The following is a 20,485-nucleotide window of genomic DNA, read 5'->3' as shown; positions in this document are numbered from 1 at the left end:
TTACATCACCTTGGAGAGAAACGCTTTCGTCCGTTCGTGCTGCGGGTTGCTCATCACCTCGCGGGGATTGCCCCGCTCGACGACGACACCCTCGTCCATGAACACCAGTTCGTCGGCGACCTCGCGGGCGAAACCCATCTCGTGGGTCACGACCACCATCGTCATGCCTTGCGCGGCAAGCTTTTTCATCACCGCCAGGACTTCGCCGACGAGTTCGGGGTCGAGCGCCGAGGTCGGCTCGTCGAACAGCATCAGCTTGGGATCCATGGCCAGCGCCCGCGCGATCGCCACCCGCTGCTGCTGACCGCCCGAGAGCTGCGCCGGGTACGCGTCGGCCTTGTCGGCGAGTCCGACCTGCGCGAGCAGTTCCCGACCGCGCGTGACGGCCTCGTCCTTCTTCACACCCTTGACCTGGATCGGCGCCTCGACCACGTTGCCCAGCGCGGTGCGGTGCGGGAACAGGTTGAAGTGCTGGAACACCATGCCGACGTCCCGGCGTTGCCGGGCGACGTCGCGGGGCTTCATCTCGTAGAGCTTGCCGCCGCGTTCGTGATAGCCGACCAGGGTGCCGTCGACGTAGAGACGCCCGGCGCTGACCGTCTCCAGATGGTTGATGCAGCGAAGAAGCGTGGACTTGCCGGAACCCGACGGCCCGACGAGTACCAGCACCTGTCCCTTCTGGACCTCCAGCGTGATGCCCTTGAGGACCTTCAGCGCCCCGAAGTCCTTGCAGACCAGTTCCGCCTTGACCATCGGGTGCGCGGAGTTCTCGGAGGTCGTCATGGCACCGCCGAGCCTAGCTGCGCCTTCGCCAACGCCTCGAGCTGCTTCGAGGTCAGCTGACGTGAGACGCCCCGGGAGAAGTACCGCTCCAGGTAAAACTGGCCGACCATCAGGATGCTGGTGATCACCAGGTACCAGGTCGCGGCGACCAGCAGCAACGGAACGGGTTCGAAGATGCGGGCGGCGATCTCCCGCGTCGCGATGCTGTACAGGTCGAACGCGTACGGCACCGCGGTCACCAGCGACGTCGTCTTGAGCAGGCTGATCACCTCGTTGCCGGTCGGCGGGATGATCACCCTCATGGCCTGCGGCAACACGGTGCGGCGCATCGCCCTGCCCCAGGACATGCCGAGCGCGGTCGACGCCTCCAACTGGCCCTCGGGGACCGACGTGATACCTGCCCGCACGATCTCGGCCATGTACGCGGCCTCGTTGAGCGCCAGCCCGATCACCGCGAGCGCGAACGGGAACGACAGGTCCTGCAGATCGAAGTGCAGCAGCGACGGTCCGAACGGGACGCCCAGCTGGATGTTCTGGTAGATCGTGGGCATCAGGCCCCAGAACGCCAACTGCACGTACACCGGCGTGCCCCGGAAGATCCAGAGGAACACCCAGGCCACCGACGACAGCACCGGGTTCGACGACAGCCGCATGATGGTCAGGATCACGCCGAGCACGATGCCGATGACCATCGAGTAGACGGTCAGCTGAATGGTGTTGAACACCCCCAGCAGGATGCGTTCGTTGAACAGATACTCGGCATAGGTCGACCACCCGTAGGCGTCGTTGGTCGCCGCACCCCACAGGAACAGGCCGACGAGAACGATGATGACGGCTGCCGCCACCCACCGCCACGGATGCCGCAGCGGGACGGCGTCGATGGACTGAGGTGTGCCGGAGGTGGGCGGCGAGCCGGCCTCGTTCGTCAAGGTGGAATCCCCTAGGAGATCGCGCCGTTGATCACCGGCTTGTCGATCATTCCTTCTTCGAGTCCCCAGTTGGCGGCGATCTCCTGGTATTTGCCGTTGTCGATCAGGTGCTGCAGCGCCTGCAGCAGCGACTGCGCCAGCGGCGATCCCTTCTCGACCGGCCACCCGTACGGGGCCGAGTCGAACGTCTCGCCGGCCTGCTCGAGCTTGCCGTTGGTCTGCTTGATCGCGTACAGGGTCACCGGTGAGTCCGCGGACATCGCATCGGCCTGACCCAGCACGACGGCGTTGGTGGCGGCGTCCTGTGAGTCGAACGGGATGATCTCGATCGCCGGCTTGCCTTCGTCGACGCACTTCTTGCTGCGGGCGGGCAACTCGTCGGTCTCCTGGACCGTGGTCGCCTGGACGGCGACCTTCTTGCCGCACGCGTCCTCGGGGTTGATGTCACCGCCGGCGGGCTGGGCCCAGGCGGTGCCGGCGGAGAAGTAGGTGACGAAGTCGACCTGCTCCTCGCGTTCCTTGCTGTCGGTGAACGACGACATGCCGACGTCGAACGTTCCGCCCTGGATCGACGGGATGATCTTCGCGAAGTCGGCTTCCTTGTATTCGGGGGTCAGCCCGAGGGTGCCGGCGATGGCGTTCATCAGGTCGACGTCGAAGCCGACGAGCTTGCCCTCGGGGTCCTTGAACTCGTTCGGCGCGTACGGGACGTTGACGCCGACGACGAGCGTGCCGGTCGATTTGATCGACTCCGGCACGGTGTTAGCGATCGCGTCGACCTTCTCCGCAGGTGCGACCGCGGTCGGGGATCCCTCGTCGCTCGGCGATTCCGAACTGCTCGAACAACCGGACAGCGCCATCGCGCCCGTCGCGGCGAACACCGCGACCACACGCCACAACCTGGTCTGGCGGCCTTGGATTCCACCCAACACTGGCTTGCCTCAACTTTCTTCCTCGGGTCGTCCGCGTCTCCGCCTGAGTCCCCTCACCGGGTCTCTCCCAGGCGAGAACGTTAACGACCGATGATTCGGCGCGCAGCGCCGGTAACGAGACATTAACGACACGATTGAGACATCACAGCCGTACTGCGAAATCGGACAGCCCGTGTCGCCGGTGTGTCACACTGCGCGCATGGAAACTGCCGCTCCCCCAAGCATGTTGCAGCATCTGTGGAAGACGGCGCTGCTGTCGGGAATCCTTGCGATCATCCTCGGCGCGCTGGTGTGGTTCTGGCCCGCGATCAGCGTGTTCGTCGCCGCGGTGTTCTTCGCCGCGTATCTGTTGGTCACGGGCATCACCCAGGTGGTCTTCGCGTTTGCTCTGCACGTCTCGGCAAGCGGTCGGGTACTGCTCTTCCTCAGCGGTGCGGCCGCGCTCATCCTGGCGGTGATGTGCATCCGCAACTTCGGCAATGCCGTTCTTCTGCTGGCCATTTGGATCGGCATCGGTTTCATCTTCCGCGGTGTGGCCACCGCGGTGTCGGCGATCAGCGACCCGCACCTGCCCGGCCGGGGTTGGGAGATCTTCATCGGCGTCATCAGCTTGATCGCGGGCGTGATCATGCTGGCCGCACCGTTCGACTCGATCGAGACCCTGACGATGGTGGTCGGGATCTGGCTGGTGGTTCTCGGTGTGTTCGAGGTCATCTCGGCGTTCGGAATCCGGTCGGCGAGCCGGGATCTCGCTGCGCTGAGGCAGGAATCACAGGCGCCGGCGCCCCAATGAGGCCAAAAGTCCCTGGCGCCACGGGCCTGAGGAGCTACTACACTTCGTCGTAGACGGAGCAGGTCGCTCCGCCGGAGCTGGGAGTCGGGTATGGACGCGCTCGATGTGTCGCGGTGGCAGTTCGGCATCACGACCGTCTACCACTTCATCTTCGTCCCGCTGACCATCGGCCTCGCGCCGCTGATCGCCGTGATGCAGACGATCTGGCACTTCACCGGCAACACCGCCTGGTACCGCCTCACGAAGTTCTTCGGCAAGCTCTTCCTGATCAACTTCGCGATCGGGGTGGCCACCGGAATCGTGCAGGAGTTCCAGTTCGGCATGAACTGGAGCGAGTACTCCAAGTTCGTCGGCGACATCTTCGGCGCTCCACTGGCGTTCGAAGGGCTGATCGCCTTCTTCTTCGAATCCACATTCATCGGGCTGTGGATCTTCGGCTGGAGCCGACTGCCCCGCGCCGTCCACCTGGCCTGCATCTGGATCGTCGCGTTCGGGGTGAACGCGTCGGCCTACTTCATCATCGCGGCCAACTCGTTCATGCAGCATCCGGTGGGCGCCCGATACAACCCCGAGTCCGGTCGCGCCGAACTCGTCGACTTCGGCGCGCTGCTGACCAACAACACCGCGATCTGGGCGTCGCTGCACGCCATCGCCGGCGCGCTGCTCACCGCCGGCGCGTTCGTCGCGGGGGTGTCCGCGTGGCTGATGGTGCGTGAGCGCCGGCGCGACCGCGACATGGCCGATCCGGATGTCGCGCCCACCTCATCTCTTGTGGCCCACTCGATGTTCCGGCCCGCCGCGATCCTGGGCAGCTTCGTCGCGCTGGTGGCCGCCGGCGGGCTGTTCTTCACCGGCGACATCCAGGGCAAGTTGATGTTCGTCCAGCAGCCGATGAAGATGGCGTCCGCGGAATCGTTGTGCCACACCGAAACCGACCCGGATTTCTCGATCCTGACCGTCGGCACGCACAACAACTGCGACAGCGTCACGCACCTGATCGAGGTGCCCTATGTGCTGCCGTTCCTGGCCGAGAGCAAGTTCTCGGGCGTGACGCTGGAAGGCGTACAGGATCTGCAGGAGCAGTACCAGGAGAAGTTCGGACCGGGCGACTACCGCCCGAATCTGTTCGTCACCTACTGGTCGTTCCGCGCGATGATCGGCCTTCTGCTCGTCCCTGTCGCGTTCGCACTGGTGACTTTGTGGCTCACCCGGCGCGGACGCATCCCCGATCAGCGGTGGTACGGGCGGTTCGGGATCCTGACGATCCCGACGCCGTTCCTGGCGAACTCCGCGGGCTGGGTGTTCACCGAGATGGGCCGACAGCCCTGGGTCGTGGTGCCGAATCCGACCGGGGACCCGCTGGTGCGGATGACGGTGCAGGAAGGGGTGTCCAACCACGCCGCGGGCACGGTGTGGGTGTCGCTGACGGTCTTCACGCTGCTCTACGGGGCGCTCGCGGTGGCCTGGTTCTACCTGATGCGGCGCTATGTCGTGGAGGGTCCGCTGGAGCACGATTCCGAACCCGCGCCGCCGAGCCCGCCCGACAAGGACGACGTCGCACCGCTGTCGTTCGCGTACTAGGAGAGGGTCATGGGACTGCAGGAAGTGTGGTTTCTCCTGATCGCCGTGTTGTTCCTCGGCTTCCTCGTCCTCGAGGGATTCGACTTCGGCGTCGGGATGCTGATGGCGCCGATGGGCACGCTCGGACCGGGCGACCCAGACAACCGGCGACGTGCGGTGCTCAACACGATCGGTCCCGTGTGGGACGCCAACGAGGTGTGGCTGATCACCGCCGGGGCGGCGATGTTCGCCGCGTTTCCTGTCTGGTACGCCACCCTGTTCTCGGCGCTGTACCTGCCGCTGCTGGCCATCCTGTTCGGCATGATCCTGCGCATCGTCGGCATCGAATGGCGAGGCAAGATCAACGATCCGCAGTGGCGCCGATGGGCCGACTACGGCATCGCCGCGGGATCGTGGCTGCCCGCGGTGCTGTGGGGTGTGGCGTTCGCGATCCTGTTGCGCGGCTTGCCGATCGACGCCGAGGGCCGCACCGACATCGCGTTCGGCGACGTGCTGAGCCCGTACACGCTCCTGGGCGGGCTGGCGACGGGCTCGCTGTTCCTGTTCTACGGCTCGGTGTATCTCGCGCTCAAGACGTCCGGTGTGTTGCGTGAGGACGCCTTCCGGGTCGGAAAGGCGCTGTCGGTTCCGGTGATCGTGCTCGCCGGCGGGTTCGGCCTGTGGACGCAGCTCGCCTACGGCCGTCCGTGGACGTGGATCGCGTTGGCCGCCGCGGTCGTCGCGCTGCTCGCCGCGGTCGCGCTGATGTGGGGCCAGACGCGTGAGGGCATCGCCTTCGTGTCGATGGTGGTCGTCATCGCCGCGGTCGCCGTGTTGATCTTCGGTTCGATGTATCCGAACCTGCTGCCCTCGACGCTGAATCCGGAGTGGAGCGTGACGATCTACAACGGTTCGTCGACGCCCTACACCCTGCGCATCATGACCTGGGCGTCGCTGGCGCTGCTGCCGCTCGTGCTCGGCTACCAGGCGTGGTCGTACTGGGTGTTCCGCAAACGGGTGACCGCGGAGTCGATTCCGGAATCGATCGGCTTGACCAGGCGGGTGTCCTGACGGACGCCACTCGCGCTCCGATCGACCCGCGGCTGTGGCAGGCGTCCGCGGCGATGCGCCGATTCCTGGCCGCCACCACGGCGTACGGGGTGCTGATCGCGGCGTGCACGATCGCGTCCGCGGTGGTGCTCGCGTCCCTCGTCGCGCGGGTGGTGACCGACCCCGTGTCCCGCAGCGTCGAGGCGTTGGCCGCCCCCCTGGCGATCCTGGTGTCGATGTGGACCGTTCGCGTGCTCGCGCACTGGCAGCAGGGCCGCGTCGCGCAGCACGGCGCCAGCGCGGTCATCGCCGATCTGACGGACCAGGTGCTGCGCGCCGCGACGTCCCTCCCACCCCGCGAACTCGCCACCCGCCGGGACGAGGCCGCGGTGGTGATCACCCGCGGCCTGGACGGTCTGCGGGTGTACTTCACCGCGTATCTGCCGTCGCTGCTGCTGGCGGTGTTGCTGACGCCGACCACCGCGGCCGTGATCGCCTGGTACGACTGGCGTTCGGCGGTCATCGTCGCGATCGCCCTACCGCTGATCCCGATCTTCATGATCCTGATCGGGATGGCCACCGCCGACCGGTCCGAGGCGGCGCTGTCGGCGATGACGACGCTGCAGTCGCGGCTGCTCGATCTGGTGGCAGGCCTGCCGACCCTGCGGGCACTGGACCGTACCCGCGGCGCGGCCACCCGCATCGCCGAACTCAGTGCTGCGCATCGCCGTTCGGCGATGGCCACCATGCGGATAGCTTTCCTGTCCGCGCTGGTGCTCGAGCTCCTCGCGACCCTCGGGGTGGCCCTGGTCGCGGTCGGCGTCGGGATGCGGCTGGTCTTCGGTGACATGACACTGACGGCGGGCCTGACCGCGTTGCTGCTCGCCCCCGAAGCCTTCTGGCCGCTGCGCCGCGTCGGGGCCGCATTCCACTCGGCCCAGGACGGCAAGACCGCGGTGGAGGCGGCCTTCCGCTTCCTCGACGACGCCCCGGCGTCTCCCGCGGGGACCCACGCCATCCCGGATCACCCGGTGACCGTGGAGGTCGACGATCCGGCGCTCACTGCCGAACCCGGTCGCGTCACTGTGCTCACCGGCCCCAACGGCGCCGGCAAGTCGACACTGCTGCAGGCGATCCTCGGACTCGGACCGCCACCCGCCGGCCGAATCAGGGTCGACGGTGTCGAGGTCGCCGAGCTGGATCTGCGGCAGTGGTGGACCCGGGTGGCGTGGCTCGCCCAGCGCCCGGTGCTGATCCCGGGTACGGTGCGCGACAACCTCGAACTCTTCGGTCCTCTTCCGGACCTCGAATCAGCATGCCGGGCAGCCTGTTTCGATGAAGTCCTCGCCACGCTGCCCGACGGCGCGGACACCGTGATCGGTCGCGGCGGCGTCGGTCTGTCCCTGGGCCAGCGACAGCGCCTCGGTCTGGCCCGGGTGCTCGGCTCCCCCGCTGCGGTGTTGCTGTTCGACGAACCCACCGCGCACCTCGACGGACCCACCGAAGCTCGGGTGCTCGCCGCGATCGCCCGCCGTGCGGCCGACGGTGCGACCGTGATCGTGGTCGGCCACCGCGACCCCGTGCTGGCGATCGGCGACGTGGTCGTCGACATGGGCGGTGCCCGTGTCCGGTCGTGAACCCCTGCTGGCGGCTTGGCCGCTGCTGCGGCCCCGACTGCCCCGCGTCGCGCTCGCCGTGCTGCTCGGGGCACTGTCGCTCGGCAGTGCCCTCGCGCTGACCGCGGTGTCGGCGTGGCTGATCACCCGCGCCTGGCAGATGCCGCCGGTGCTGCATCTGACCGTCGCCGCGGTGACCGTGCGTGCCCTCGGCATCTCCCGGGGCCTTCTCGGATACTGCGAACGCCTGGCGTCGCACGACACGGCCCTGCGCGCGGCGGGCACCGCCCGAGAGCAGATCTTCACCAGGCTGGCCGGTGGCCCGCCGGATGCGGTGATGCGGCGCAGTAGCGGCGATCTGGTGTCCCGCGTCGGGCAGGGGGTCGACGACCTGGCCGACGTCATCGTCCGTGCGGTGGTGCCCATCGGCGTCGCGGCTGTCCTCGCGATCGCCGCCGTCACCACGATCGCGGTGATCTCCCCGGCCGCTGCCGTCGTGCTCGCACTGAGCATGGCGGTCGCCGGCGTCGTCGCTCCGGTTCTCGCCGCACGGGCCGTCACCGCGACCGAAACCGTTGCCGCCGAACATCATGCGCACCGCGATACCGCGGTGATGCTGGCACTTGAGCACGCCCCCGAGCTCCGCGTCAGCGGACGTCTCGACCAGGTGCTCGCGACCGCGGGCGCCGAGCAACGCCGCTGGGGGCACGCACTCGACCGTGCCGCCGCACCGGCCGCCGTGGCGGCCGCGGTTCCGACCGCGGCGCTCGGCGTGAGCGTGGTGGGCGCCGTGCTCGCCGGTATCGCGCTGGCCTCCACCGTCGCCCCCACGACCGTCGCGATCCTGATGCTGGTGCCACTGGCGGCATTCGAGGGCACCGCCGCGCTACCCGGTGCCGCGGTCGCGCTGACCCGCGGGCGCATCGCCGCGCAGCGGCTACTCTCCCTCACCGACCCCGGGAACGACGAAGCCGACGACCGCCGTCCGGTCGTGACCCCGCCGGTGCTCGAACCCGGGGACCGCGTCGCGGTCGTCGGACCCAGCGGTTGCGGCAAGACCACGCTGCTCATGCAGACCCCCGGAATGTTCTTCGCCGAGGACGCCCATCTGTTCTCGACCACGGTCCGCGACAACCTGCTCGTCGCGCGCGGGGACGCCACCGACGACGAACTCCTCGACGCACTGCGCCGCTGCGGTCTCGGCCGATGGCTCGCCGGACTGTCCGACGGCCTGTCGACGGTGCTGGTCGGCGGCGCCGCGGCGGTCTCGGCCGGTCAGCGACGCCGACTGCTTCTGGCCCGCGCGCTGGTGTCGAACGCGCAGACGGTGCTTCTCGACGAGCCGACCGAACATCTCGACGCGTCGGATGCCGATGCCATCCTGACCGGACTCCTCACGCCGGGAGCGTTGTTCGGTCCGGAGAGAACTGTCGTCGTCGCCACTCATCACCTGCCGGAACCCCTCGATGTGAAGGTAATCTCCCCCACATGAGCGAACCGCCGCTGCCACCGCCTCCACCCCCCGGCACCTACCCGGGCGGCTACCCCCCGCAGCCCTACGGCGGCTACCCCGGCCCGTATTCGCCCCAGCCGTATCCGGTGGCCCCGAAGAACGGACTCGGGACCGCATCCCTGGTCGTCGCGATCATCTCGATGTTCACCCTCTACGGCGGCGTGATCCTCGGCGTCGTCGCCGTCGTCCTCGGCTTCCTGGGCCGCGGCCGGGTCAAGCGCGGCGAGGCCAACAACGGCGGGGTCGCGCTGGCCGGCATCGTGCTCGGCGCATTGAGCATCGTCGTCGCGATCGCCGCGATCATCATCACGGCGATCTTCGGCTGGCAGCTGTTCCAGGATGTCGGCGGCAACGACTACATCGACTGCCTCAACCGCGCCGGATCCGATCAGGCGGCGGTCGAACAGTGCGCCAACGAGTTCACCCAGCGGGTCGAAAACGAGTTCAGCATCACCGTCACGCCCACTCCCTAGACCGTCACGGGAAGTGCTTGACGATGCCTTCCTGCACGACGGTCGCCAGCGGCTGACCGGACCGGTCGAAGAAGTGCCCGGTACCGAGCCCCCGTGAATCCGCGGCCACCGGCGACGTCGTCGAGTAGAGCACCCACTCGTCGAACCGGATGGGGCGGTGGAACCAGACGGTGTGGTTGGTGGTGACGGCGAAGATCCGGTCGTGGCCCCAGGAAAGTCCGTGGGTGGTGATGATCGAATCGAGCACCGTGGTGTCCGACGAGTACACCAGCGCGGCGCCGTGCAGGACCTGGTCGTCGGGCATCGGGCCCTGAGCGGTCATCCACACCCGGTTGTGGCCGAGGGTGCCGCCCTTGTCGCGCATGATCCACGCGGGATCGTTGGTGTAACGCCATTCGATCGGGCGCAGCGCATCGGCGAAGTGCGGCACGATCTTCTCGTAGCCGCGCAGCAACTCGTCGATCGGCAGCACCGCCTCGGGGTCGTCGATCTGCGGCGGTTCGACGCCGTGTTCGAGTCCCTTGCCGCCGGCCAGATAGGACACCAGCACCGTCGTGAGCAGCTGACCGTTCTGCATGACGTCGACGCGGCGGTTGGCGAACCGGCGCTCGTCGCGCAGCCGCACGACGTGGAACTCCAGATCCTGCTCCGGGTCGCCGCCGGCGATGAAATGGGCCGACAGCGCGCTGGGCGGAGTCGGGTGGTTCAGGCTGCGGCCGGCCGCGACGAACGCCTGCGCCATCATCTGACCGCCGAACGTCCGGACCGGGTTCTTGCTGGGGTGCCTGCCGATGAACGTGTTCTCGTCGACCCGATCGAGGTGGAGGATCGCGAGCAGCTCGTCGAAGTCTGCGTGACGCGACACCCGGTTGCTCCTCCAGCTAGACGTCGTCCTCCCCGATGCGGTGGACGTGGATCAGATTGGTGGAGCCTACTGTGCCGGGAGGCGCACCCGCGACGATGACCACCAGGTCGCCCCGCTTGTAGCGGCCGAGGTTGAGCATCGACTGGTCGACCTGCCGGATCATCCCGTCGGTGGTGTCGATGTGCGGGACGATGAACGTCTCGGTGCCCCACGTCAGCGCCAGCTGGCTGCGCACCTCGGGGAGCGAGGTGAACGCCAGCACCGGCAGCGGGGTGTGCAGACGGGCCAGACGGCGCACCGTGTCGCCGGACTGGGTGAACGCGACCAACGCCTTGGCGTCGAGACGTTCGCCGATGTCGCGCGCGGCGTAGGAGATCACCCCGCGTTTGGTGCGTGGCGTGTGGGTCAGCGCAGGCACGGCGACCGAGTTGTCCTCGACGGCGCTGACGATGCGGGCCATCGTGCGGACCGTCTCGAACGGGAACTTGCCCACCGAGGTCTCCCCGGACAGCATCACCGCGTCCGCCCCGTCGAGCACCGCGTTGGCGACGTCGGAGGCCTCCGCCCGGGTGGGTCGCGAGTTCTCGATCATCGACTCCAGCATCTGCGTGGCCACGATGACGGGTTTGGCGTTCTCCCTTGCCATCTGGATCGCACGCTTCTGCACCAGCGGCACCTCTTCGAGCGGCAGCTCGACACCCAGGTCACCGCGGGCGACCATGATCGCGTCGAAGGCCAGCACGATCGCCTCGAGGTTGTCGATCGCCTCCGGCTTCTCCAGCTTCGCGATGACCGGGACGCGGCGCCCGACGCGGTCCATGATCTCGTGGACGAGTTCGACGTCGGCGGGTGAACGCACGAACGACAGCGCCACCAGGTCGACGCCCAGGCGCAGCGCGAACTCCAGGTCGTCGATGTCCTTCTCCGACAGCGCCGGCGCCGACACGTTCATGCCGGGCAGCGACATGCCCTTGTTGTTGCTGACCTTGCCGCCCTCGGTGACCGTGCAGACGACGTCATTGCCGTCGATGTGCTCGACGACCAGACCCACGTTGCCGTCGTCGACGAGGACGCGGTCGCCGGGCGTGGCGTCCTGCGCCAGCCGCTTGTAGGTCGTCGACACCCGGTCGTGGGTGCCCTCGAAGTCGTCGACGGTGATCCGGATCGTCTCACCGTTGCGCCAGACGGTCGGGCCGTCGGCGAACCGACCCAGTCTGATCTTCGGTCCCTGCAGGTCCGCGAGGATTCCGACGGCGCGGCCGGTCGCGTCGGACGCGGCCCGGACCCGCTTGTAATTGGCCTCGTGGTCGGGGTAGTCACCGTGGCTGAAGTTGAGCCTCGCGACGTCCGTTCCGGACTCGACCAACTGCCTGACCGCTTCGTCCGAGGCGGTGGCCGGGCCGAGCGTACAGACGATTTTTCCGCGTCGAGTCACGACACCTGAGCATAGTCGTTAATCGATTCAGACGACGGCCAGCGGTAGCGCTCCCGGCCGGACCGGGGCGGGCAGATCGGACTCGCCCATCAGATACGCATCGACGGCGTGGGCAGCGCTGCGCCCTTCGGCGATCGCCCACACGATCAGCGACGCGCCCCGGTGTGCGTCGCCACACACGAACACGCCGGGCGCGTCGGTCTGCCAGTCCGAACCGCACGCCAGGGTGCCGCGCCGGTTGAGTGACAGACCCAGCTTGTCGAGCAGAGGCATGTGCTCGACACCGTCGAAGCCGATGGCCAGCAGCGCCAGATCGCACGGGATCTGCAGCGACTCCCCGACCGGCACGATGTGCCTGCGGCCGGAGTCGTCGCGCTCGACCTTGACCTCCGCGATCTCCAGCGCGCGCAGGTTGCCGCGGTCGTCGCCGAGGAAGCGCTGCACGGCGACCTGATAGCGCCGCCGGCCGCCTTCGGCGTGCGCCGGTGAGAGCTTGGTGCGCAGCATGATCGGCCATGTCGGCCACGGCGAACGGGTGTCGTCGCGCGATTCGGGGGGTTCCGGGTTGTAGTCCAGCTGGGTCACCGACGCGGCGCCCTGGCGGTGCGCGGTACCGAGGCAGTCCGCGCCCGTGTCGCCGCCACCGATGATGACGACGTGCTTGCCGGCGGCGCTGAGCTCGCTGAGTCCGTCTCCCTCGCACTCCCTGTTGGCGGGCACGAGATGTTCCATCGCCAGGTGCACGCCGTCGAGGTCGCGCCCCTCCACTTGGTTGTCCCTGGCCCGCAGCGCCCCGACGGCGAGCACCACCGCATCGTGCTGGGCGCGGAGCTGCTCGATGGGCAGATCCACCCCCACCTCGCATTCGGTGACGAATCGTGTTCCCTCGGCCCGCATCTGGGCGAGCCGCTGGTTGAGGGTGTCCTTCTCCAACTTGTACTCGGGGATGCCGTAGCGCATCAGGCCGCCGATACGGTCATCCCGTTCGTAGACGGTGACATCGTGCCCGGCGCGGGTCAGTTGCTGCGCGGCCGCGAGACCGGCGGGACCGCTTCCGACGACGGCGACCTTCCTACCGGTGGCGATGGCGGGCGGCTGGGGTTCGACCAACCCGTCCATCCAGGCCTGGTCGGCGATGGTCTGTTCGATCCGTTTGATGGTGACGCTGCCGCCGGTCTGCTCTTCGGAGATCGACAGCACGCAGGCCGCCTCGCACGGGGCCGGGCACAGGCGGCCGGTGAACTCGGGGAAGTTGTTCGTCGCGTGCAACCGGTCGCTGGCGGCATCCCATCGTCCGCGCCGCACCAGGTCGTTCCACTCCGGGATCAGGTTGCCCAGCGGGCATCCGGCGGTTCCCGAGTGGCAGAACGGGATTCCGCAGTCCATGCACCGGCGGGCCTGCTGGGACACCTCACCTGCCCGCTGGTGGGGGTCCTGCGTTTCGTAGACCTCGCGCCAGTCGCCGATCCGCTCGTCGACGGGACGTTTGGCGGCGTCCACCTTGGCCACCTCGAGGAATCCGTGCGGGTCAGCCACGACTGGCCTCCATGATCGCTGAGTCGACGTCGCGTCCCTCGGCCTTGGCCATCCGGGTCGCCTGGAGCACGCGCTGGTAGTCACGCGGCATGATCTTGGTGAATTGCGCACTGCGCCTGGGCCAGTCGGACAGCAGCGAGGTCGCGACCGTGCTGCCCGTGTAGCGGGCGTGCTGACCGACCACGCCGTGCAGCCACGCGAGGTCTTCGGGTTCGAGGCGCTGCAACTCCACCATCGCGGTGTTCACCCGCCGCGGATCCAGGCCGAGCACGAACGCGATGCCGCCCGACATTCCCGCGGCCATGTTGCGGCCGACCTTGCCCAGCACCACCACGCGGCCGCCCGTCATGTACTCGCAGGCGTGGTCTCCGACGCCCTCGACGACGGTCAGCGCGCCGGAGTTGCGCGCCGCGAAACGCTCCCCCACCCGACCGCGCAGGTAGAGCTCGCCGGAGGTGGCGCCGAAGAGCAGCGTGTTGCCGGCGATCACGTTGTCCTCGGCCAGGAACAGCACATCGTCCTGGGGTTTGACGATGATCTTGCCGCCGGAAAGTCCCTTGCCCACATAGTCGTTGGCGTCGCCGACCAGCTCCAGCGTGATGCCCGGGGGCAGGAACGCGCCGAGCGACTGACCGGCCGAGCCGGTCAGGGCGATGTGGATGGTGTCCTCGGGCAGGCCCTGTGCGCCGTAGCGCCGGGTCACCTCGCTGCCGAGCAGCGTGCCGACCGTGCGGTTGACGTTCCGCACCGGGAGCTCGAGGCGGACCGGGTGCGCGTCCTCCAGTGCACCCTCGGCAAGCTGGATCAGCGTGCGGTCGAGTGCCTGGTCGAGGCCGTGGTCCTGGTCGCGGGTCCGGCGGCGTTGGGTGGCCGTGTCCGGCACCGCGAACAGGGGGCTCAGGTCGAGGCCCCGACTCTTCCAGTGCGCAACCCCGGCGGCGGTGTCGAGCATCTCGGCGTGCCCCACCGCCTCGTCGATCGAGCGGAATCCGAGCTCGGCCAGATACTTCCGGATGTCCTCGGCGATGAACCGGAAGAAGTTCTCCACGAACTCGGGCTTACCGTTGAAGCGGGCCCGCAGTTGCGGGTTCTGCGTCGCGACACCGACCGGGCAGGTGTCGAGATGGCAGACCCGCATCATGATGCAGCCCGAGACGACCAGCGGCGCTGTCGCGAAACCGTATTCCTCGGCGCCGAGCAGCATCGCGACCATGACGTCGCGGGCGGTGCGCATCCCGCCGTCGCACTGTACCGTGATGCGGTCGCGAAGTCCGTTGAGCACCAGCGTCTGCTGAGTGTCGGCCAACCCGATCTCCCACGGCGCGCCCGCATGTTTGAGGCTCGTCAGTGGTGCGGCGCCGGTGCCGCCGTCATACCCGGAGATGAGCACGACGTCGGCGTGCGCTTTCGACACACCAGCGGCCACGGTGCCGACGCCCACGGAGCTGACCAGCTTGACGTGGATACGCGCATCGGCGTTGGCGTTCTTGAGATCGTGGATCAGCTGGGCGAGATCCTCGATCGAGTAGATGTCGTGGTGCGGCGGCGGGGAGATCAACCCGACACCCGGGGTGGAATGCCGGGTCTTGGCGATGTTGGGATAGACCTTGTACCCCGGAAGCTGGCCTCCCTCACCGGGTTTGGCACCCTGGGCCATCTTGATCTGGATGTCGGTGGCATTGACCAGATAGTCGCTGGTGACACCGAACCGCCCCGACGCGACCTGCTTGACGGCGCTGCGACGCTTCGGGTCGTAGAGCCGGTCGACGTCCTCGCCGCCCTCGCCGCTGTTGGAGCGGCCGCCGAGAGCGTTCATCGCGATGGCCATCGTCTCGTGGGCCTCCGCCGAGATCGAGCCGTAGCTCATCGCGCCGGTGTTGAACCGCTTGACGATCTCGTCGGCGGACTCGACCTCGTCGAGCGGGACGGGCTCTCGCAGTCCCTTCTTGAAGTCGAACAGCCCGCGCAGCGCTCCCCCGTCCCGGCCGAGGCGGTCGACCTCGTCGGAGTACTGCTTGAAGACCTCGTAGCGTCCGGTGCGGGTCGAATGTTGCAGCAGGAAAACGACTTCCGGCGTGAAGAGGTGGAGCTCGCCCTCGCGACGGAACGCGTACTCGCCGCCGACCTCCAGCCGTCGGTGCACCCGCTCGGTGGGGTTCTCGGGATATGCGCGCCGATGCCTGAGCTTGACCTCTTCGGCGATGACGTCGAGACCGATGCCGCCGAGCTGGGTCGGGGTTCCGGTGAAGTACTCGTCGATGACGTCGCGGTCGATGCCGATGGCCTCGAAAGCCTGGGCGGCGGTGTAGGAGGCGACCGTGGAGATCCCCATCTTGCTCATCACCTTCATGACGCCCTTGCCGAGCGCCTTGAGGTAGTTGCGCACCGCGGTCGAGGGTTCGATGCCGGTCAGCTCACCCTCGCGAATGAGGTCCTCGATGGACTCGAACGCGAGGTACGGGTTGACCGCTGCGGCGCCGAAACCGATCAGCATCGCGATGTGGTGCACCTCGCGCGCGTCGCCGCTTTCCACGACGAGGGCGACCGACGTGCGCTGCTTGGTCCCGACGAGGTGATGGTGGACCGCCGAGACGGCGAGCAGCGACGGGACGGGAGCTTTGGTGTGGTCGGAGTCGCGGTCCGAGATGACCAGTGTGCGTGCGCCTTTGGCGATCGCCTCGCAGGCGCGCAGACGGAGGTCCTCCAGGGCGTCGGCGAGACCTTCACCGCCACGCTCGACGTCGTAGAGGGCACGCAGGACGGCGGTGCGCAGCCCGGGGTGTTCACCGTCGTCGTTGATGTGGACGATCTTGCCGAGCTCGTCGTTGTCGAGAACCGGCCACGGCAGCTTGATCTGGCGACAGGACGCGGCGCCGGGCTCGAGGAGGTTCTGCTCTGGACCCATGACGCGCGCCATCGAGGTGACGATCTCTTCGCGGATGGCGTCCAACGGCGGGTTGGTCACCTGGGCGAAGAGTTCGACGAAGTAGTCGTAGAGCAGCTTGGACCGCTGGGACAGCACCGCTGCGGGGGTGTCGGTGCCCATGGAACCGAGGGGTTCAGCGCCGGACGCCGCCATCGGCGCGAGGAGAATACGCAGTTCCTCCTCGGTGTATCCGAAGCTGACCTGACGTCGCACGACCGACTCGTGGTTGGGCTGGATGTGCCCGCGGTCGGGCAGGGTGGTGAGCTCGAGCAACCCTGAATGCAGCCATTCACCGTAGGGTTGCGCGGCCGAGAGTTCCTGTTTGATCTCGTCGTCCGAGACGATCCGGCCCGCCGCGGTGTCGACCAACAGCATCTTGCCCGGCTGCAGCCGGCCCTTCGCGACGATCTCGGATGACGGGACGTCGAGAACGCCGCTCTCGCTGGCGAGGATGAGGCGGTCGTCCAGGGTGCGCCACCATCGGCCCGGACGTAAACCATTGCGGTCCAGGACGGCTCCGACGAGGGTCCCGTCGGTGAAGGTGACGCACGCAGGTCCGTCCCACGGTTCCATCAACGAGGCGTGGAACTGCCAGAAGGCCCGCTCATCGGGCTCCATCGTGGTGCTGTTCTCCCACGCCTCCGGGATCATCATCAGGACGGCGTGGGGCAGACTGCGTCCGCCGAGATGCAGGAGTTCGAGGACCTCATCGAAGGAGGCCGAGTCCGACGCGTCGGGCGTGCAGATCGGTGAAAGCCGACTCAGGTCACCGGGGATGTGGGCACTGGCTAGCATCGCCTCTCGGGCATGCATGCGGTTGCGGTTGCCGCGCACGGTGTTGATCTCCCCGTTGTGGGCGACGAACCGGAACGGGTGTGCCAGCGGCCAGGACGGAAAAGTGTTGGTGGAGAAGCGACTGTGCACGATGGCGATGGCGCTGATGCAGCGTTCGTCGCGCAGGTCGGGAAAGTACTGCGGGAGCTGCATTGTCGTGAGCATGCCCTTGTACACCATGGTGCGACTGGACAGTGACGGGAAATAGACCCCGGTTTGTTCGGCACGCTTGCGCAGCGGATAGACCCGTCGGTCGAGTTCGATTCCGCCCGGCCGTTTTCCGTCACGTTCGGGGGCGGCGACGAACAGCTGGGCCATGTGGGGCATGCAGTCCAGTGCGGTCCTGCCGATCTCGGCGCCCGCGGGATCGACGGGAACCTCGCGCCAGCCCAGGACGTCGAGATTCTCCTCGGCGGCAATGGTTTCGACGGCTGCGCGGGCGGCGTCGCGCTGCACCGGGTCCTGGGGCAGGTAGCAGATGCCGGCGGCGAAGGTGTTGCCGTCGCCGGTGGCAGGGGGCAGATCGAAGTCGGCGACGTCGCGCAGCAGATCCACCGGAAGTTGGATCAGGATCCCTGCTCCGTCACCGCTGTTGGGTTCCGCGCCGGCGGCACCGCGGTGCTCCAGATGCTCCAGTGCGATGAGCCCGTCGGTGACGATGGAATGCGAGCTTCTGCCCTGGATGTCGACGACCATCGCCACGCCGCAGGAGTCCGACTCGTTGGCGGGGTCGTAGAGACCCTGGGGTTGGGGCAGCGCTGAAAAAAGCGTGGACATGGGCCTCCGCAGTCCTGAATATCGTCGTCAGGGACTGCACCGGCCCGTTGGTCGAGTGTATCAGCGCAGGTCGGCGATCACCCGGTGAGAAGGGTCGGGACCAGCGGGAATCCGGGTAGGTTACGGACGATCGTCCACCCGATCACAGCGGCGAAGATCACAGCGAAGGCGGACACGGTGAACACCCGCAGGGACTGGCGACGACGGATCAACGCCCAGACGATCAGCAGCGGCACTCCGATGAGGATGAAGGCGTTGTCCACGAATGCGGCTGCGATGTCGCCGTGGAGAAGGTCGTGGGTCATGCGCAGGCCGCCGCACCCCGGGCACAGCCAGCCGGTCATCTCGAGAAACGGGCACGGCGGGAAGAAGCCCGGGCGGTGCGGGTCGCCGAGGCCGATGTAGGCGAATGCACCGATTCCCACCGCGCCTGCCGCCGACCCGAGCGCCCACCGCGTCCGGGTGCTCAGCGCCGGGCTAGGTGCCATCGCGCAGTGGACGCCCCTGCGGATCGCGCACCTTGTCGGTGAACATCAGGACCGCGTCGACGATCCCCCAGATCACGGGGACGATGAATCCCACACCGCAGGTGACGGCACCGAGCACCAGGCATCCGACCAGCTGAGCGACCCCGAAACCGACCTGACCGATGTACATGCGGCCGATCCCAAGGAAGCCGAAGATGCCGAGGAGTTGGAGGAGGCCGGCGACGGTCTTCGACTTGTCCGACAGCGGTTCACCGGTCAGAGGATGCCGACCATAGGGCGCCATCGGGTCGACGTAGCTGCCCGGATATCCACCGGGGTAGCCGCCCTGCACCGGTGGCGGGTAAGCCCCCGACGGGGGGTAGGCACCCGGCGGGGGCGGCACATACTGGGAGCCGGGCGGCACGTAGCCCGGTTGCTGCGGCGGAGGCGGATACTTATCTGCGCCTTCGTTGCCACTGAACGGGGGCTCGGTCATGCCTCCCAGAATGCCAGAACAGAAGCTTCAGAAGGGTGGCGGTTCGTGGGTTTCGGCGAGCCAGGCCTGGCGCTGACGTTCTTCCTCGGCGTCGAGCTCGATGCGCTGCCGCCGTTCACGCTCAATCCGGGCGCGGCGGTCCTGTTCGCGGGTTCGCTTGCGTCGCGGCATCATCGCCGACTTGTCCGACGGTTCCTGCGTCGAGGTCGGCGGCGGCAGCGGCGCCGTCGGTTCGGCGAGCTTCGGGAACAGACCGGCACCGTGTGCCTCGGTGCTGTACACGTGTCCCGTCGGGGCGATCACCACGACGGTGCCATCGGGGCTCTGCGCATCACGCCAGCCGGACGGTCCGCCGTAGAAAGTCTTGATCAAATGATGTGTCCTGCAGTAATGCTTGGTCCCCGACGCATGGGTGACTCCGAACGGCCACGGCGTCGTGTGGTCGACATCGCAGCCTTCCACCGGGGCGTCGCAACCCGGGAAGCGGCACGTCAGATCCCGCCAGCGCAGATAGTCACGTAGCTTCGCCGACGGCTTGTACCCGGTCTCGGGTTCGGTACCGGGCTGGCTGACAGGGACCAGCTTCGCCGTCCTGGCCGCCGCGCGAACCTCCTCGGCCGGCAATACGCCGAAACCCGACAGGTAGCCCGGGTCGTCACTGCGGCCCTCGACCGTCGCCTGCTCGGCCAGGATGTGGATGACCACCTTGGCTGCCGACTCACGCAACGCGGCGGCGGGGCAATCATCACCGCCGCACTGGCAGGCCAGCGTCGCCTCCCCGCGGCCCAGAGCGCCGGCAGCATCGGCGCGGCGCTGGTTCCAGGTCCGAGGGTCGTTGGCGCACACCGTGTCCGCCATGGCCTCCAGGCGCTGGTCCAGCGCCGCCGCATCTCGTGCCGTCAGCACGCCTCCGGCGAAGGCCATGCCGGGTACGTCCGGCGTCACATCGAAATACCGGTTGTCTTTGGCGGCCGGAGGTACGCGCACGCCTGCGGGGTCGAATTTGGCCACCCACTGATCCAGGCGATCTCTCAGCTTGTCTTTCGAAAACCGCATCCACTTGACGATGCGTCGGGCCAACGCCGCATCGAGCTCGGCGATGATCGCGTCGTCGACGGTTTCGGTGCGCGACAGGGTCAGCTGCGCCATGCGCTGGTCGATGTCGCCCCGGTAGAACACCTCCGCGACCTGAGGCAGGCGTTCATACAGCGACACCGCCATTCGTACTTGGCTTCCGGCACGCCAACGGCTGATGTTCTGCGCCGCCGACACTTCGGCGGCAACAGCCTCGAACACGTCGGTACGCCACAGACCCGCCTCGACGTACATGCTCTTGCGCACGCGGTACAGCGATGCGACGGCCGCGAGACGCTCGGCAGCAGCGCGCGATTCGCACCGCGCAGCAGACGTCATCGCGTCCACGAGGTCTGCCGGACCCGCCGCTTCGAACATGTGTTCTATTATGCCGGAAGCTACCGACAACAATGGGTCCGTCGGGGT

At 67.8% G+C, this 20,485-nt stretch carries 16 protein-coding genes; 6 read left to right on the top strand and 10 right to left on the bottom strand.

Features of this window, described 5'->3' with window-relative positions; genetic code table 11:
• From DYE23_RS13435 to DYE23_RS13425, 3 genes are read right to left on the bottom strand one after another with little or no spacing between them, the layout of a single operon-like run.
• On the bottom strand, window positions 1–783 hold the full coding sequence (locus DYE23_RS13435) for an amino acid ABC transporter ATP-binding protein (protein ID WP_011894439.1): 783 nt from the start codon (window positions 781–783) through the stop codon (window positions 1–3).
• Window positions 780–1,712: an amino acid ABC transporter permease gene (locus DYE23_RS13430; protein ID WP_011894440.1), complete on the bottom strand. Its 933-nt coding sequence runs from the start codon at window positions 1,710–1,712 to the stop codon at window positions 780–782. Before DYE23_RS13430 ends, DYE23_RS13435 begins: the two co-directional genes overlap by 4 nt.
• A gap of 11 nt (window positions 1,713–1,723) precedes the next feature.
• Window positions 1,724–2,644 (bottom strand): ABC transporter substrate-binding protein, encoded by a 921-nt coding sequence (locus DYE23_RS13425; protein WP_011894441.1) that lies wholly within the window; start codon window positions 2,642–2,644, stop codon window positions 1,724–1,726.
• A gap of 199 nt (window positions 2,645–2,843) precedes the next feature.
• Between DYE23_RS13425 and DYE23_RS13420 the strand changes: the two genes are divergently transcribed.
• The 6 genes from DYE23_RS13420 to DYE23_RS13395 all read left to right on the top strand — a co-directional run bounded on the left by DYE23_RS13420 (window position 2,844) and on the right by DYE23_RS13395 (window position 9,649).
• The gene (locus DYE23_RS13420; RefSeq protein WP_041787916.1) at window positions 2,844–3,437 is read left to right on the top strand and encodes an HdeD family acid-resistance protein; all 594 of its coding nucleotides are present in this window, start codon (window positions 2,844–2,846) and stop codon (window positions 3,435–3,437) included.
• A 90-nt stretch (window positions 3,438–3,527) separates the two neighbouring features.
• Window positions 3,528–5,018, top strand: coding sequence for a cytochrome ubiquinol oxidase subunit I (locus DYE23_RS13415; RefSeq protein ID WP_011894443.1), 1,491 nt, complete (start codon window positions 3,528–3,530; stop codon window positions 5,016–5,018).
• Window positions 5,019–5,027: 9 nt separating this feature from the next.
• A complete protein-coding gene (gene cydB / locus DYE23_RS13410) occupies window positions 5,028–6,068 on the top strand; it encodes a cytochrome d ubiquinol oxidase subunit II (RefSeq protein WP_011894444.1) in 1,041 nt (346 codons plus the stop codon).
• 53 nt (window positions 6,069–6,121) lie between these two features.
• A complete protein-coding gene (gene cydD / locus DYE23_RS13405; RefSeq protein WP_115327385.1) occupies window positions 6,122–7,684 on the top strand; it encodes a thiol reductant ABC exporter subunit CydD in 1,563 nt (520 codons plus the stop codon).
• Window positions 7,671–9,155: an ATP-binding cassette domain-containing protein gene (locus DYE23_RS13400; RefSeq protein ID WP_115328958.1), complete on the top strand. Its 1,485-nt coding sequence runs from the start codon at window positions 7,671–7,673 to the stop codon at window positions 9,153–9,155. The genes cydD and DYE23_RS13400 overlap by 14 nt, the downstream gene beginning before the upstream one ends.
• A complete protein-coding gene (locus tag DYE23_RS13395; RefSeq protein WP_011894447.1) occupies window positions 9,152–9,649 on the top strand; it encodes a DUF4190 domain-containing protein in 498 nt (165 codons plus the stop codon). The genes DYE23_RS13400 and DYE23_RS13395 overlap by 4 nt, the downstream gene beginning before the upstream one ends.
• A gap of 4 nt (window positions 9,650–9,653) precedes the next feature.
• Here the strand turns inward: DYE23_RS13395 and DYE23_RS13390 are convergent, their stop codons facing one another.
• The 7 genes from DYE23_RS13390 to DYE23_RS13360 all read right to left on the bottom strand — a co-directional run bounded on the left by DYE23_RS13390 (window position 9,654) and on the right by DYE23_RS13360 (window position 20,437).
• The gene (locus tag DYE23_RS13390) at window positions 9,654–10,514 is read right to left on the bottom strand and encodes an acyl-CoA thioesterase II (RefSeq protein WP_011894448.1); all 861 of its coding nucleotides are present in this window, start codon (window positions 10,512–10,514) and stop codon (window positions 9,654–9,656) included.
• Window positions 10,515–10,530: 16 nt separating this feature from the next.
• On the bottom strand, window positions 10,531–11,949 hold the full coding sequence (pyk, locus tag DYE23_RS13385) for a pyruvate kinase (RefSeq protein ID WP_115327384.1): 1,419 nt from the start codon (window positions 11,947–11,949) through the stop codon (window positions 10,531–10,533).
• A 27-nt stretch (window positions 11,950–11,976) separates the two neighbouring features.
• Window positions 11,977–13,485: a glutamate synthase subunit beta gene (locus DYE23_RS13380; protein WP_115327383.1), complete on the bottom strand. Its 1,509-nt coding sequence runs from the start codon at window positions 13,483–13,485 to the stop codon at window positions 11,977–11,979.
• On the bottom strand, window positions 13,478–18,022 hold the full coding sequence (gltB, locus tag DYE23_RS13375) for a glutamate synthase large subunit (RefSeq protein ID WP_115327382.1): 4,545 nt from the start codon (window positions 18,020–18,022) through the stop codon (window positions 13,478–13,480). The genes DYE23_RS13380 and gltB overlap by 8 nt, the downstream gene beginning before the upstream one ends.
• 77 nt (window positions 18,023–18,099) lie before the next feature.
• Window positions 18,100–18,510, bottom strand: coding sequence for a DUF2752 domain-containing protein (locus DYE23_RS13370; protein ID WP_115327381.1), 411 nt, complete (start codon window positions 18,508–18,510; stop codon window positions 18,100–18,102).
• Complete coding sequence (locus tag DYE23_RS13365; RefSeq protein WP_011894453.1) at window positions 18,500–18,985, bottom strand: TM2 domain-containing protein; 486 nt, start codon at window positions 18,983–18,985, stop codon at window positions 18,500–18,502. The genes DYE23_RS13370 and DYE23_RS13365 overlap by 11 nt, the downstream gene beginning before the upstream one ends.
• Window positions 18,986–19,012: 27 nt before the next feature.
• Window positions 19,013–20,437: an HNH endonuclease signature motif containing protein gene (locus DYE23_RS13360; RefSeq protein ID WP_115327380.1), complete on the bottom strand. Its 1,425-nt coding sequence runs from the start codon at window positions 20,435–20,437 to the stop codon at window positions 19,013–19,015.
• Between the last annotated feature and the right edge of the window lie 48 nt (window positions 20,438–20,485).

This window comes from Mycolicibacterium gilvum, from assembly GCF_900454025.1.
Taxonomy (GTDB): Bacteria; Actinomycetota; Actinomycetes; order Mycobacteriales; family Mycobacteriaceae; genus Mycobacterium; species Mycobacterium gilvum.
Note: the sequence above shows the minus strand (reverse complement) of the source record. Positions and strands in the feature narration are given on the sequence as shown.